The following is a 12,986-nucleotide window of genomic DNA, read 5'->3' on the forward strand; positions in this document are numbered from 1 at the left end:
CCGGCGTGAGGATAAATAATGAAAAAACAGTTCGTTCGTACCCTTGCTGCAAGCGTTTTACTGATGAGCACCTCTGTCCTGGCGCAAGAAGCGCCGTCGCGTACCGAATGTATCGCCCCGGCGAAACCGGGCGGCGGCTTTGACCTTACCTGCAAACTGATTCAGGTAAGCATGATGGAAACCGGCGCTATCGAGAAACCGATGCGCGTGACCTACATGCCAGGCGGCGTGGGCGCAGTCGCCTATAACGCGATCGTCGCGCAACGGCCCGCCGAAGCGGGGACGGTCGTGGCGTTCTCCGGCGGTTCGCTGTTGAACCTGTCACAGGGTAAATTTGGTCGTTACGGCGTGGATGATGTGCGCTGGCTGGCGAGCGTCGGTACGGACTACGGCATGATCGCCGTGCGCGCCGACTCGCCGTGGAAGTCACTGAAAGATCTGCTCACCGCGATGGAAAAAGATCCCAACAGCGTGGTGATTGGCGCCGGGGCCTCTATTGGCAGCCAGGACTGGATGAAGTCGGCGCTGCTGGCGCAACAGGCTCACGTCGATCCGCACAAGATGCGCTATGTCGCCTTTGAAGGCGGCGGCGAACCAGTCACCGCACTGATGGGCAATCATGTTCAGGTGGTTTCCGGCGATCTCAGTGAGATGGTGCCCTATCTGAGCGGCGATAAAATCCGCGTCCTCGCCGTCTTCTCTGAAAACCGTCTGCCCGGACAACTCGCCAATGTGCCTACCGCCAAAGAGCAGGGTTACGACCTGGTCTGGCCCATCATTCGCGGCTTTTATGTCGGCCCGAAAGTCAGTGATGCCGAGTATCAATGGTGGGTGCAGGCATTTGAAAAACTCCAGCAGACCGACGCGTTCAAAAAGCAGCGCGACCTGCGTGGCCTGTTCGAATTCAATATGACGGGTCAACAGCTTGATGAGTATGTCAAAAAACAGGTGACCGGTTACCGCGAGCAGGCGAAAGCCTTTGGCCTGGCGAAATAAAGATGGAGGCTCCGATGAGCGATCGTATTTTCGCCGGTATCTGGCTGTTGCTGTGTATCGCCGGGCTGTTTATCGCCTGGCAAATTCAGAGTGAATACAGTTACGAACCGGTCGGCCCGCGTCCGTTTCCGCTGGGGATTATCGCCCTGATGGCGCTGTGCGCGCTGGCACTCCTGTTACGCCATCCAGATGTTGTGGACTGGCCGCGCCGGCACGTCCTGCAAAAACTGTTAACTATGGTGATCGTCCTGTTGATGTACGCCTGGGGCTTTGAGTGGCTGGGCTTCCCTGTCGCCACCGCCATTCTGACGCTGGTGATTGGCATTCTGTTTGGCGCCACATTACCCGCCGCGGGCATTTCCGGCGCGATCCTCGGCGTCGCCCTGTGGTATGCCTTCGACCGCCTGCTTGATGTCACCTTACCGCTCGGCGCCTGGCTGAGTTAACGGAGAAACGATGGATACCTGGATATATCTTTCTCAGGGTTTTGCGGTGGCGATGACGCCGGAAAACCTGGTGATCGCGCTGATCGGCTGCTTCGTCGGCACCATTGTCGGTCTGCTGCCGGGTCTGGGGCCGATCAATGGCGTGGCGATCCTGTTGCCACTGGCCTTTGCTTTGCATCTGCCAGCGGAATCGGCGCTAATCCTGCTGGCAACGGTTTACATTGGTTGCGAATACGGCGGACGCATTTCGTCGATTTTGCTCAACGTGCCCGGCGATGCGGCGGCAATTATGACCGCGCTGGACGGCTACCCGATGGCGCAACAGGGGCGCGGCGGCGTCGCGCTCTCTATTTCAGCGGTCAGTTCCTTCTTTGGCTCACTGATCGCCATCGGCGGAATCATTCTGTTCGCCCCCTTACTGGCGCAATGGTCGCTGGCGTTTGGTCCGGCAGAGTACTTCGCGCTCATGGTTTTTGCGATTGCCTGTCTTGGCAGCATGATGGCGCAAAATCCGCTGAAATCGTTTCTGGCGGCGCTGATTGGTCTGGGACTGGCGACCGTCGGCGTTGACGCCAACACCGGGGTGTATCGCTTTACCTTTGACAGCGTGCATCTTTCTGACGGCGTGCAGTTTATCGTCGTGGTGATCGGCCTGTTCTCGGTTTCTGAAATCCTGCTGATGCTGGAACATACCAGCAGCGGGCAGAAACTGGTACGCAAAACAGGGCGCATGCTGTTCAACGCCAAAGAAGGCGCGCAGTGCGTCGGCGCGACGCTGCGCTCGTCGGTGATTGGCTTCTTCGTCGGCGTGCTGCCGGGCGCGGGTGCCACCATCGCCAGCGCCATCACCTACATGACCGAGAAAAAAATCAGCGGCAACAGCGACAGCTTCGGCAAAGGCGATATTCGTGGGGTTGCCGCACCAGAAGCGGCGAATAACGCGTCGGCCTGTGGCTCGTTTATTCCGATGCTGACACTGGGCGTGCCGGGTTCCGGCACCACGGCGGTGATGATGGGTGCCCTAACCCTGTACAACATCACGCCGGGACCGGCGATGTTTACCGAACAACCGGATATCGTCTGGGGATTGATTGCGGCTCTGCTGATTGCCAACGTGATGCTGCTGGTGATGAACATTCCGCTGATCGGCCTGTTCACCCGGATGCTGACCATCCCACTGTGGTTCCTGGTACCGGCTATCGCGGCGGTTTCCGCTGTCGGGGTGTACGCCGTACACAGTACAACCTTCGATCTGGTGCTGATGGTCGCGCTCGGCGTGCTGGGCTACGTTCTGCGCAAAATGCACTTCCCGATGTCGCCGCTGATCTTAGGCTTTGTGCTGGGCGAAATGCTCGAACAAAACCTGCGCCGTGCGCTGTCGATCAGCAACGGCAATATGGCGATTCTGTGGGAAAGTAGCGTCACCAAAGTGCTGCTGGTGATGGCGGTGGCAGTCATTGTGATCCCGCCGCTGTTACGGATCCTCCGTAAGCGCCACACCAAACCGCAGGTGGATGTCGGGTAATGCCTCGCCGGATGGCGCTTCGCTTATCCGGCCTACCCGCAACCCAGGCCGCATAAAACACGCCGCGTTGTCATCCGGCAACAGTCTCAATTCTTAACATTCCTTCCGATAACCGCCTCAATCCGTTCCTTCATATAGGGAAAGAACGGATTCGAGGTGACACGCATTAACGTATCCAGCCCCACCAGCAGCGTGGAGGTCTCTCCGCGCAGCGCAATCGTGCCAATGCTCAGCCCATAGCGATTCAACACATCCGGCTTCAACCCATACAACGAATCGGTCATTGGAAAGGGCACCGCCACATGCGACAACGAATACATCTCCTGCGGCCAGGCCTCCTGTAACGGCTGAACCTGCACGTCACGCGTTCCGGCGAGGGTGTCACGCGCCACCACGGCCAGCGTTTCTGCCGTGGCATTAGTGACCACCGTTGTGCGGTAAGCTCGCGGTACGGAGGGCAGCAACGTCGCGGCGGCGGTATAAGAAGATGTCCGCAGCAGAGGGCGCAGGTTAGCCGCCTGATTGATATCAAACAGCACCAGTTCGCTGCCGTTAGGTCCCAGATAGCGATACAACGACTCCACTACCGCCTGGGTGCTGACGGTGGAATCCATTACCGACTGGAAGGTCAGCACCGGCGGCAGATCGTGAAGTCGCATAGTCTGCGCATCCTGGACAATTTGCTGCTGTAGCGCTTTGGTCAACAGATAAGACTGCCGCGCCGCATTGACCGGAAACGAATTGTATTTGAAGGGGTTAAATTCTGGCGTGACGTTGAGCCACGCGGCTTTGGCAAACGCGGGAAACAGCGCCGGTAACCCCGCCAGCCCGGCAAAACGGGCGAAGGAGGTGACGCCAATCATCGGCGACAGCAACACCACCTGACGCGGACGTCGCAGCGTGGCGTCGTCCAGACTGTCCAGCGTGTATTTCAGCGCCAGCGCGCCGCCGTTAGAGTACCCCACCAGATGCAGCGGCACCTCGTTACCCGCCAGTCTCGTCGCCTCACGCACCGCCAGACGTGTCGCGGCCAGCCACGCTTCCCAGTCGACCGCCGTTAACGCGCCTGGCGCGGTACCGTGTCCGGGCAGGCGTGGCACCACGGCGATAAATCCCTGCTGCTGGTAGATCCGGGCGATATCTTTCAGGCTGTAGGGCGAGTCGGTCAGGCCGTGGAGCATCACGGCAACGCCGCGCGGTTTGCCTTGCGGCATCAACACGAATGAGCGGTTCCAGTTGGGGGTAAATTGCGCCGGAGCAACCCGACTGCCCAACCAGAAACGGTTGATCGGCGTCTGCTCATCCGGGCTCAGCGTATCGCCCACCTGTTTTTGTAGATCGGCAAACAGCGCCGCTTCCCGTACCTGATACTGCGCAAAGGTGGCGTTATCCAGCGCCGCCGCGCTCATTTCATTCCCGTGCCAGGTATGCCAGGAATGAAGATCAGGCCCACTCTCTGTCTGATACACCCGCACGCCGAGAAAAATAATCAGTACCACCAGCAGCGTCAGCACCACGTGTTTGATCAACGCCAACAGGCCGGAACTGACCCACTTCACCCGACGGAAGAGGTTTTTAAGCAACATGTTTATCCCGAACCTCGCTCATCAGACACACCGCAACCGGCGTTAGTGTAGGCTAACCGGCGGTTTCCTCAACCTTTTCCGCCCTTTTCTCCCGATACGCATGCATTTATCCCTGCATTTAATAATGTTAAATATTTGTTGTTTTTGATCACAAAAAAGAAACAAAAAGTTCATTTTGTGCGCGTTTTATAAAAATGTAGATATTTTTAATTTATGGCTACGAAATGAGCTTCGCCATGTCTCCCTGACCATCTACTGAGAGGATCGATTCTGATGAATGCACTGACTGCCGTTAAACCAAACGCTGAAGATCCAGGCCAACCTGGCAACGGATTTACGCTGAAACCGTCAGCCCAATCCCCACGTCTGCTGGAGCTGACCTTTTCCGCCCGGACAACAGAACACTTTCTTCGGCAGGTCGCGCAATGGCCGGTGCAGGCACTGGAATACAAATCGTTCCTGCGCTTCAAAGTGGGCAAGATCCTTGACGATCTGTGCGACAACCAGCTGCAGCCGCTGCTGCTGAAAACGCTGCTGGATCGCGCAAAGGGCGCGTTGCTGATCAACGCAGAAGGCATCGATAACGTGGCGCAGGCTGACGATATGGTCAAACTGGCAACCGCGGTGGCCCATCTGGTTGGACGCTCCAACTTTGATGCCATGAGCGGTCAGTATTATGCGCGCTTTGTGGTAAAAAACGTCGATAACTCAGACAGCTATCTGCGTCAGCCACACCGCGTAATGGAGTTGCATAACGACGGCACCTACGTCGAAGAGATCACTGATTACGTGCTGATGATGAAAATCGACGAGCAAAACATGACCGGCGGCAACTCGCTGCTGCTGCATCTTGACGACTGGGAACATCTTGACGAGTACTTCAGCCACCCACTGGCGCGCCGTCCGATGCGCTTCGCTGCGCCGCCCAGCAAGAACGTCAGTCATGATGTGTACCACCCGGTATTTGACGTCGACCAACAGGGCCGCCCGGTTATGCGCTACATCGACCAGTTTGTGCAGCCAAAAGATTTTGAAGAAGGTGTCTGGCTGAGCGAGCTGTCTGATGCGCTGGAAACCAGCAAAAGCATCCTGTCCGTTCCGGTTTCGGTGGGTAAATTCCTGTTGATCAACAACCTGTTCTGGCTACACGGTCGCGATCGTTTTACCTCGCACCCGGACCTGCGCCGCGAACTCATGCGTCAGCGCGGCTACTTCGCTTATTCCACCCACCACTACCAGACGCATCAGTAAGCGTGAAGGAACAAGCGGATGTATGATTTTGTGATTATTGGCGGCGGCATTATTGGCATGTCGACCGCCATGCAGTTAAGTGAGGTCTATCCGGACGCTCGCATCGCGCTGCTGGAAAAAGAGTCCGGCCCGGCCTGTCATCAGACGGGCCACAACAGCGGCGTGATCCATGCCGGGGTCTATTACACTCCCGGCAGTCTTAAAGCGCAGTTTTGTCTCGTCGGTAACCGTGCGACCAAAGCCTTTTGCGATCAAAACAGCATCCGCTACGACACCTGCGGCAAGATGTTGGTCGCCACCTCTGAACAGGAAATGGAACGGATGCGCGCCCTGTGGGATCGCACCGCCGCGAATGGCTTAGAACGCGAGTGGCTGAATGCGCAGGAATTGCGCGAGCGCGAACCAAACATCACCGGACTCGGCGGCATTTTTGTGCCGTCCAGCGGGATCGTCAGCTACCGGGAGGTCACGGCGGCGATGGCGAAAATCTTCCAGGCCAGAGGCGGCGAAATTATCTACAACGCCGACGTCAGCGCTCTGAAAGAGCACGCCTCGGGCATGGTCGTGCGTACCCGCCAGGGACAGGAATGTGAAGGGTCGACGCTAATTACCTGCTCCGGACTGATGGCCGATCGGCTGGTGAAAATGCTCGGCGTCGAGCCAGGCTTTATCATCTGCCCGTTCCGTGGCGAGTACTTCCGCCTGGCGGCGGAACACAACCATATCGTCAACCATTTGATCTACCCGATTCCCGATCCGGCGATGCCGTTTCTCGGCGTCCATCTCACCCGCATGATCGACGGCAGCGTCACGGTTGGGCCAAATGCGGTGCTGGCGTTTAAGCGCGAGGGCTATCGCAAACGCGACTTTTCGCTCAGCGATACGCTGGAGATCCTCGGTTCTTCCGGCATTCGTCGGGTTCTGCAAAACAACCTGCGCGCCGGTTTAAGCGAAATGAAAAACTCGCTGTGCAAGAGTGGCTATCTCCGACTGGTGCAAAAGTACTGCCCGAGCCTGACGCTAAACGATCTGCAACCGTGGCCTGCAGGCGTCCGCGCTCAGGCCGTTTCGCCGGACGGCAAGCTGATTGACGATTTTCTGTTTGTCACCACACCGCGATCGATCCACACCTGCAATGCCCCCTCCCCTGCGGCGACGTCAGCGCTGCCTATCGGCGCACACATCGTCAGCCAGGTACAAACGCTGCTGGCAAACCAGAGCAACCCCGGACGCACGCTGCGTGCGGCACGTAGCGTGGACACCTTACACGCCGCTTTCACCCGTTAACCTTTTTTCAGACAGGAAGCCATCATGCAACTAAACGATCCGACGTTGTTCCGTCAGCAGGCCTTGATCGACGGCCAGTGGCGCGATGCCGATAGCGGCGAAGTCATTGCGGTGACCAACCCGGCCAACGGCAAGACGCTGGGCAGCGTGCCAAAAATGGGCAGCGCGGAAACCCGCGACGCCATTGAGGCCGCTAACCGCGCACTGCCCGCCTGGCGCGACCTCACCGCCAAAGAGCGGGCGAATATTCTGCGTCGCTGGTTCAATCTGATGCTGGAGCATCAGGACGATCTCGCCCGCCTGATGACCCTGGAACAGGGCAAGCCGCTGGCAGAAGCCAAAGGGGAAATCAGCTATGCCGCCTCCTTTATTGAGTGGTTTGCCGAAGAGGGCAAACGCATTTATGGCGACACCATTCCCGGACACCAGGCCGACAAACGCCTGATCGTCATTAAGCAACCGATTGGCGTTACTGCCGCCATTACGCCGTGGAACTTCCCGTCAGCGATGATCACCCGCAAAGCCGGTCCGGCACTGGCGGCTGGCTGCACGATGGTGCTTAAACCCGCCAGCCAGACGCCGTTCTCCGCGCTGGCGCTGGCGGAACTGGCAAACCGCGCCGGGATCCCGCCGGGCGTATTCAGTGTTGTCACCGGTTCGGCGGGCGCGGTCGGTAACGAACTGACCCACAATCCGCTGGTGCGCAAACTGTCGTTCACCGGTTCGACGGAGATCGGTCGTCAGTTGATGGAACAGTGCGCCAAAGACATCAAAAAAGTCTCTCTGGAGTTGGGCGGTAATGCGCCGTTTATCGTCTTTGACGATGCCTGCCTCGATAAAGCGGTTGAAGGCGCGCTGGCGTCCAAGTTCCGCAACGCCGGACAGACCTGCGTCTGCGCCAACCGTCTGTATGTGCAGGACGGCGTTTATGAGCGCTTTGCGGAGAAGCTGCAACAGGCGGTGGAAAAACTGCATCTCGGTGACGGTCTGGCACCCGACGTCACTACCGGCCCACTGATTGATGAGAAAGCGGTCGCCAAAGTGCAGGAGCATATTGCCGATGCGCTGGAAAAAGGGGCGCGCATCATCACCGGCGGAAAACCGCACGCGCTGGGCGGTAATTTCTTCCAGCCCACCATTCTGGTGGACGTGCCAGACAACGCAAAGGTCGCCAAAGAAGAGACCTTCGGTCCATTGGCTCCGCTGTTCCGCTTTAGTGATGAAGCCGACGTTATCAGACAGGCCAACGACACCGAGTTTGGTCTGGCGGCCTATTTCTACGCCCGCGATTTGAGCCGCGTCTTTCGCGTTGGCGAGGCGCTGGAGTACGGCATCGTCGGCATTAATACCGGCATTATCTCGAACGAAGTCGCGCCGTTTGGCGGAATCAAAGCCTCCGGTCTTGGCCGTGAAGGTTCCAAATACGGCATCGAAGATTACTTAGAAATCAAATACCTGTGCATTGGCCTTTCATAATAAATCAACTGGAGAACACCTGATGAGCACCAATAACGAATTAATGCAGCGTCGCGCTCATGCCGTCCCGCGTGGCGTAGGACAAATTCATCCGATCTTTGCCGCGCGCGCGGAAAACTGTCGGGTCTGGGATGTGGAAGGCCGTGAATTCCTGGATTTTGCTGGCGGCATCGCGGTGCTGAACACCGGACACCTGCACCCGCAGATCGTCTCGGCAGTCGAAGCGCAACTGAAAAAACTGTCCCACACCTGCTTCCAGGTGTTGGCCTATGAGCCGTATCTGCAACTGTGCGAAATCATGAACCAGAAAGTGCCGGGCGACTTCGCCAAAAAGACCCTGCTGGTCACCACCGGTTCCGAAGCGGTAGAAAACGCGGTGAAGATCGCCCGCGCGGCAACGAAACGGACGGGGACGATCGCCTTTAGCGGTGCATACCACGGTCGCACTCACTACACCCTGTCGCTGACCGGGAAAGTGAACCCGTACTCTGCCGGAATGGGGCTGATGCCGGGTCACGTCTATCGCGCGCTCTTTCCGTGCGCCCTGCATGGCATTAGCGAAGATGACGCCATCGCCAGCATTCACCGCATCTTTAAAAATGATGCCGCGCCGGAAGATATCGCCGCCATCGTGATTGAACCAGTACAGGGCGAAGGCGGTTTTTACGCCGCCTCTCCGGCCTTTATGCAGCGCCTGCGCGCGATTTGCGACGAACACGGGATCATGCTGATTGCCGATGAAGTACAGAGCGGTGCGGGGCGTACCGGTACGCTGTTTGCGATGGAGCAGATGGGCGTGGCACCGGACATCACTACCTTCGCCAAATCCATTGCCGGGGGCTTCCCGCTGGCGGGCGTCACCGGACGCGCCGACGTCATGGACGCCATCCCGCCGGGTGGACTGGGCGGCACCTATGCCGGTAACCCGATTGCCTGCGCCGCCGCGCTGGCGGTCCTGAACATTTTCGAGCAGGAAAATCTGCTGCAAAAAGCCAACGAACTCGGCAAAACCCTGCGCAACGGTCTGCTGGCGATTGCCGAAACGCATCGTGAAATCGGCGATGTCCGTGGGCTGGGGGCGATGATCGCCATCGAACTGTTTGAAGACGGCGACCACAACAAGCCGGATGCAAAACTGACGGCAGAGATCGTCACGCGCGCCCGCGATAAAGGTCTGATCCTGCTCTCCTGTGGGCCGTACTACAACGTGCTGCGCATCCTCGTTCCGCTCACTATTGAAGAGGCGCAAATCCGCCAGGGGCTGGACATTATCGCCCAGTGTTTTGATGAGGTGAAACACGGTTAACACGCCTGTAGCGCTGCCGGACAAGATGCCTCGGCGTCTTGTCCGGCCTGGAAAACCTCTCCTCTGAAGGCCGGATAAGGCGGAGCCGCCATCCGGCAAACGGTTCAATAACAATAAAGAGGTCATAAGATGGGGCAACTGTCGCAATCACATGATTTAGGGGGCGGGCTGAAATCACGCCACGTCACCATGCTGTCTATTGCCGGGGTTATCGGCGCAAGTCTGTTTGTGGGTTCCAGTGTGGCGATAGCCCAGGCCGGGCCCGCGGTCCTGCTGGCCTATCTGTTCGCCGGATTACTGGTGGTGATGATTATGCGGATGCTGGCCGAAATGGCCGTCGCCACGCCGGACACCGGTTCCTTTTCCACGTACGCCGATAAAGCCATCGGACGCTGGGCAGGCTACACCATCGGCTGGTTGTACTGGTGGTTCTGGGTGTTGGTGATCCCGCTTGAAGCGAATATCGCCGCCATCATCCTCAATTCCTGGGTCCCCGGCATCCCGATCTGGCTGTTCTCGCTGGTCATCACGCTGGCGTTGACCGGCAGTAATTTGCTGAGCGTCAAAAACTACGGTGAATTTGAGTTCTGGCTGGCGCTGTGCAAAGTGATTGCCATCCTCGCCTTTATCGCGCTGGGTGCCGCGGCGATCAGCGGTTTTTACCCTTACGCTGAAGTCAGCGGTATTTCGCGCTTGTGGGATCACGGCGGCTTTATGCCGAACGGCTTTGGCGCGGTGCTAAGCGCCATGCTGATCACCATGTTCTCCTTTATGGGCGCTGAGATTGTTACCATCGCCGCTGCCGAATCCGACACGCCGGATAAGCACATCGTCCGCGCCACTAACTCGGTCATCTGGCGTATTTCGATCTTTTATCTGTGTTCGATCTTTGTCGTCGTCTCCCTGATTCCGTGGAACATGCCGGGTCTGAAAGAGGTAGGTTCCTATCAGTCGGTGCTGGAACTGCTGCATATTCCGCATGCCAAACTGATCATGGACTGTGTGATCCTGCTGTCGGTAACCAGTTGCCTGAACTCTGCGCTGTATACCGCGTCGCGAATGCTCTACTCCCTGAGCCGCCGTGGCGACGCGCCAGCCATGATGGGTAAAATCAATCGCAGCAAAACCCCCTGGGTGGCGGTGTTACTCTCGACAGGCGCGGCGTTTTTAACCGTAGTCGTGAACTATTATGCCCCGGCAAAAGTGTTTAAGTTCCTGATTGACAGCTCCGGCGCTATCGCCCTGCTGGTGTATCTGGTTATCGCCGTTTCTCAGCTGAGGATGCGCAAAATCCTGCTGGCGGAAGGCGGCGAGATCAAACTGAAAATGTGGCTCTATCCATGGCTGACCTGGCTGGTGATTGGCTTTATCATCTTTGTGCTGGTTGTGATGCTCTTCCGCCCGGCGCAACAGCTGGAAGTGATTTCCACAGGGTTGCTGGGGCTGGGGATTATTTGCACCGTGCCGATTATGTCGCGCTGGAAAAAACTGGTATTGTGGCAAAAGACACCGCTGCAAAATACCCGTTAAATGATTTCCCGGCGCAGGCCGGGAACACGATTCAGGAGTAAGACCATGACCGCCATTTCCCATCCGACGGCCATAGATGGATACCGCTGGCTGAAGAACGATATTATCCGTGGTGTTTATCAACCTGATGAAAAACTGCGCATGAGTTTATTAACTTCACGCTATTCTCTTGGCGTTGGGCCGCTCAGGGAGGCGCTTTCTCATCTGGTGGCGGAACGGCTGGTCACGGTGGTGAATCAAAAAGGGTATCGGGTGGCGTCCATGTCAGAGCAGGAACTGCTCGATATTTTCGACGCCCGGGCCAATATGGAAGCCATGCTGGTAAGTCTGGCGATTGAACGCGGCGGTGACGAATGGGAAGCTGAGATCCTCGCCCGCGCCCACATGCTCAGCAAGCTAGAGGCCAGCGACGCCAGCGAACATCTGCTGGATGAGTGGGATTTACGCCATCAGGCATACCATACCGCTATTGTTGCCGGATGCGGTTCGCAGTATCTGCTGCAAATGCGTGAACGGTTGTTTGATCTCGCGGCGCGCTATCGGTTTATCTGGCTGCGAAAAACGGTCTTGTCGATTGAAATGCTGGAGGATAAACACATTCAGCATCAGACGCTAACGGAGGCCATTCTGGCGCGCGATGCGACGCGCGCCAGTGAACTCATGCGCCAACATTTACTGACGCCGATACCTATTATCCAGCAGGCCATGACCGGTAAACTACTGGCGCAAAAATCCTGACGGCGCTTATTCTTCCGGAATACGCAGCACCTGGCCGGGATATATTTTATCCGGGCTTTTAAGCATCGGCTTATTCGCCTCAAAAATTTTGTTATACAGGTTGGCATTGCCGTAAACCTGTTTCGAAATAGCGCTCAGGGTATCGCCGGATTTCACCGTGTAGAACTGACTCTCGGCGGCAGGCGCGTCGGTTTTAACCTGATCCTCCACGCTGGCAATCCCGGAAATATTCCCGACCGCAATCAGGATTTTTTCTTTCGCTTCCTGACTTAATCCGTCACCCGTCACCGTCGCCTTGCCATCAGCAATTTGTACATTCACCTTGTCAGCGTCCGGAATACCGGTTTTATGCAGATGGTCCTGCACCTTTTTTGCTAAATCGTCTTTATCGTGATTACCGGTTACTGCATCCCACAGTTTTTCCCCGGCGTCTTTTACAAAGTTGAAAAGTCCCATATCCACCTCGATCGTTGACAATAAACACTCAGGAAGTGTAGCAGAAAGTTTCGCTTAAAATTCTGACGGCGCGGCGACCGGTGTGGCCCGACAACGTCACGCTATCGGGCGGTATCATGGCGGTTAAGAAAGAGATGAAGGACGGGTTTGCACCCAGAACGCGTGAATCAAACCCGGAATATAGCCCAGTAACGTCAGAACGATATTAAGAATGAACGCCCAGCCGAATCCTTTACCCAACAGGACCCCCAGCGGCGGCAGAATGATCGTAAATACAATTCTCCAGAAACCCATATACACTCCAAAAAAAAATTACTCATTGTTTAAAAAGGGATTTTATCCCTAAGCGTAGCGAGCTTAGCGGAGATCGCCAGTTATCACTCTCGCTT

At 57.0% G+C, this 12,986-nt stretch carries 12 protein-coding genes; 9 read left to right on the plus strand and 3 right to left on the minus strand.

The features are described from left to right. Positions 1-18: 18 nt before the first annotated feature. Genes ACQ0PY_RS17965 through ACQ0PY_RS17975 form a run of 3 tightly spaced genes read left to right on the plus strand, consistent with a single transcriptional unit; the run spans position 19 to position 2,967 of the window. The gene (locus ACQ0PY_RS17965) at positions 19-996 is read left to right on the plus strand and encodes a Bug family tripartite tricarboxylate transporter substrate binding protein (RefSeq protein ID WP_054176932.1); all 978 of its coding nucleotides are present in this window, start codon (positions 19-21) and stop codon (positions 994-996) included. Between the two features lie 14 nt (positions 997-1,010). Beyond that, a complete protein-coding gene (locus ACQ0PY_RS17970) occupies positions 1,011-1,442 on the plus strand; it encodes a tripartite tricarboxylate transporter TctB family protein (RefSeq protein ID WP_042999651.1) in 432 nt (143 codons plus the stop codon). A gap of 10 nt (positions 1,443-1,452) precedes the next feature. Further along, positions 1,453-2,967 (plus strand): tripartite tricarboxylate transporter permease, encoded by a 1,515-nt coding sequence (locus ACQ0PY_RS17975; protein ID WP_042999650.1) that lies wholly within the window; start codon positions 1,453-1,455, stop codon positions 2,965-2,967. 86 nt (positions 2,968-3,053) lie between these two features. Here the strand turns inward: ACQ0PY_RS17975 and ACQ0PY_RS17980 are convergent, their stop codons facing one another. After that, entirely contained in the window at positions 3,054-4,553 is a 1,500-nt protein-coding gene (locus ACQ0PY_RS17980; RefSeq protein ID WP_109739405.1) for an alpha/beta hydrolase, read from the minus strand. Positions 4,554-4,826: 273 nt separating this feature from the next. On the opposite strand from ACQ0PY_RS17980, the gene glaH reads away from it, so the two are divergent. The 6 genes from glaH (at position 4,827) to csiR (ending at position 12,141) form a co-directional block, all read left to right on the plus strand. Continuing rightward, positions 4,827-5,804 (plus strand): glutarate dioxygenase GlaH, encoded by a 978-nt coding sequence (gene glaH, locus ACQ0PY_RS17985; protein WP_042999649.1) that lies wholly within the window; start codon positions 4,827-4,829, stop codon positions 5,802-5,804. A gap of 18 nt (positions 5,805-5,822) precedes the next feature. After that, positions 5,823-7,091 (plus strand): L-2-hydroxyglutarate oxidase, encoded by a 1,269-nt coding sequence (lhgO, locus tag ACQ0PY_RS17990; protein WP_109739406.1) that lies wholly within the window; start codon positions 5,823-5,825, stop codon positions 7,089-7,091. A gap of 24 nt (positions 7,092-7,115) precedes the next feature. Next, complete coding sequence (gene gabD / locus ACQ0PY_RS17995; RefSeq protein ID WP_042999647.1) at positions 7,116-8,567, plus strand: NADP-dependent succinate-semialdehyde dehydrogenase; 1,452 nt, start codon at positions 7,116-7,118, stop codon at positions 8,565-8,567. 22 nt (positions 8,568-8,589) lie between these two features. Next, a complete protein-coding gene (gene gabT, locus ACQ0PY_RS18000) occupies positions 8,590-9,873 on the plus strand; it encodes a 4-aminobutyrate--2-oxoglutarate transaminase (protein WP_109739407.1) in 1,284 nt (427 codons plus the stop codon). Positions 9,874-10,002: 129 nt separating this feature from the next. Next, complete coding sequence (gene gabP / locus ACQ0PY_RS18005; RefSeq protein WP_042999645.1) at positions 10,003-11,403, plus strand: GABA permease; 1,401 nt, start codon at positions 10,003-10,005, stop codon at positions 11,401-11,403. A 45-nt stretch (positions 11,404-11,448) separates the two neighbouring features. Further along, entirely contained in the window at positions 11,449-12,141 is a 693-nt protein-coding gene (csiR, locus tag ACQ0PY_RS18010) for a DNA-binding transcriptional regulator CsiR (RefSeq protein WP_109739408.1), read from the plus strand. Positions 12,142-12,147: 6 nt separating this feature from the next. Here csiR and lysM read toward each other — a convergent pair whose 3' ends face one another. After that, positions 12,148-12,597, minus strand: coding sequence for a peptidoglycan-binding protein LysM (lysM, locus tag ACQ0PY_RS18015; protein WP_042999643.1), 450 nt, complete (start codon positions 12,595-12,597; stop codon positions 12,148-12,150). 123 nt (positions 12,598-12,720) lie between these two features. After that, positions 12,721-12,891 (minus strand): YqaE/Pmp3 family membrane protein, encoded by a 171-nt coding sequence (locus ACQ0PY_RS18020; protein ID WP_042999642.1) that lies wholly within the window; start codon positions 12,889-12,891, stop codon positions 12,721-12,723. Positions 12,892-12,986: the final 95 nt, after the last annotated feature.

The organism is Citrobacter sp. LST-B2, assembly GCF_057983045.1.

Bases quoted from the DNA above. Each gene is read 5' to 3' on its own strand.
- ACQ0PY_RS17965 (WP_054176932.1), top strand. From the start codon at position 19: ATGAAAAAACAGTTCGTTCGTACCCTTGCTGCAAGCGTTTTACTGATG.
- ACQ0PY_RS17970 (WP_042999651.1), top strand. From the start codon at position 1,011: ATGAGCGATCGTATTTTCGCCGGTATCTGGCTGTTGCTGTGTATCGCC.
- ACQ0PY_RS17975 (WP_042999650.1), top strand. From the start codon at position 1,453: ATGGATACCTGGATATATCTTTCTCAGGGTTTTGCGGTGGCGATGACG.
- ACQ0PY_RS17980 (WP_109739405.1), bottom strand. From the start codon at position 4,553: ATGTTGCTTAAAAACCTCTTCCGTCGGGTGAAGTGGGTCAGTTCCGGC.
- glaH (WP_042999649.1), top strand. From the start codon at position 4,827: ATGAATGCACTGACTGCCGTTAAACCAAACGCTGAAGATCCAGGCCAA.
- lhgO (WP_109739406.1), top strand. From the start codon at position 5,823: ATGTATGATTTTGTGATTATTGGCGGCGGCATTATTGGCATGTCGACC.
- gabD (WP_042999647.1), top strand. From the start codon at position 7,116: ATGCAACTAAACGATCCGACGTTGTTCCGTCAGCAGGCCTTGATCGAC.
- gabT (WP_109739407.1), top strand. From the start codon at position 8,590: ATGAGCACCAATAACGAATTAATGCAGCGTCGCGCTCATGCCGTCCCG.
- gabP (WP_042999645.1), top strand. From the start codon at position 10,003: ATGGGGCAACTGTCGCAATCACATGATTTAGGGGGCGGGCTGAAATCA.
- csiR (WP_109739408.1), top strand. From the start codon at position 11,449: ATGACCGCCATTTCCCATCCGACGGCCATAGATGGATACCGCTGGCTG.
- lysM (WP_042999643.1), bottom strand. From the start codon at position 12,597: ATGGGACTTTTCAACTTTGTAAAAGACGCCGGGGAAAAACTGTGGGAT.
- ACQ0PY_RS18020 (WP_042999642.1), bottom strand. From the start codon at position 12,891: ATGGGTTTCTGGAGAATTGTATTTACGATCATTCTGCCGCCGCTGGGG.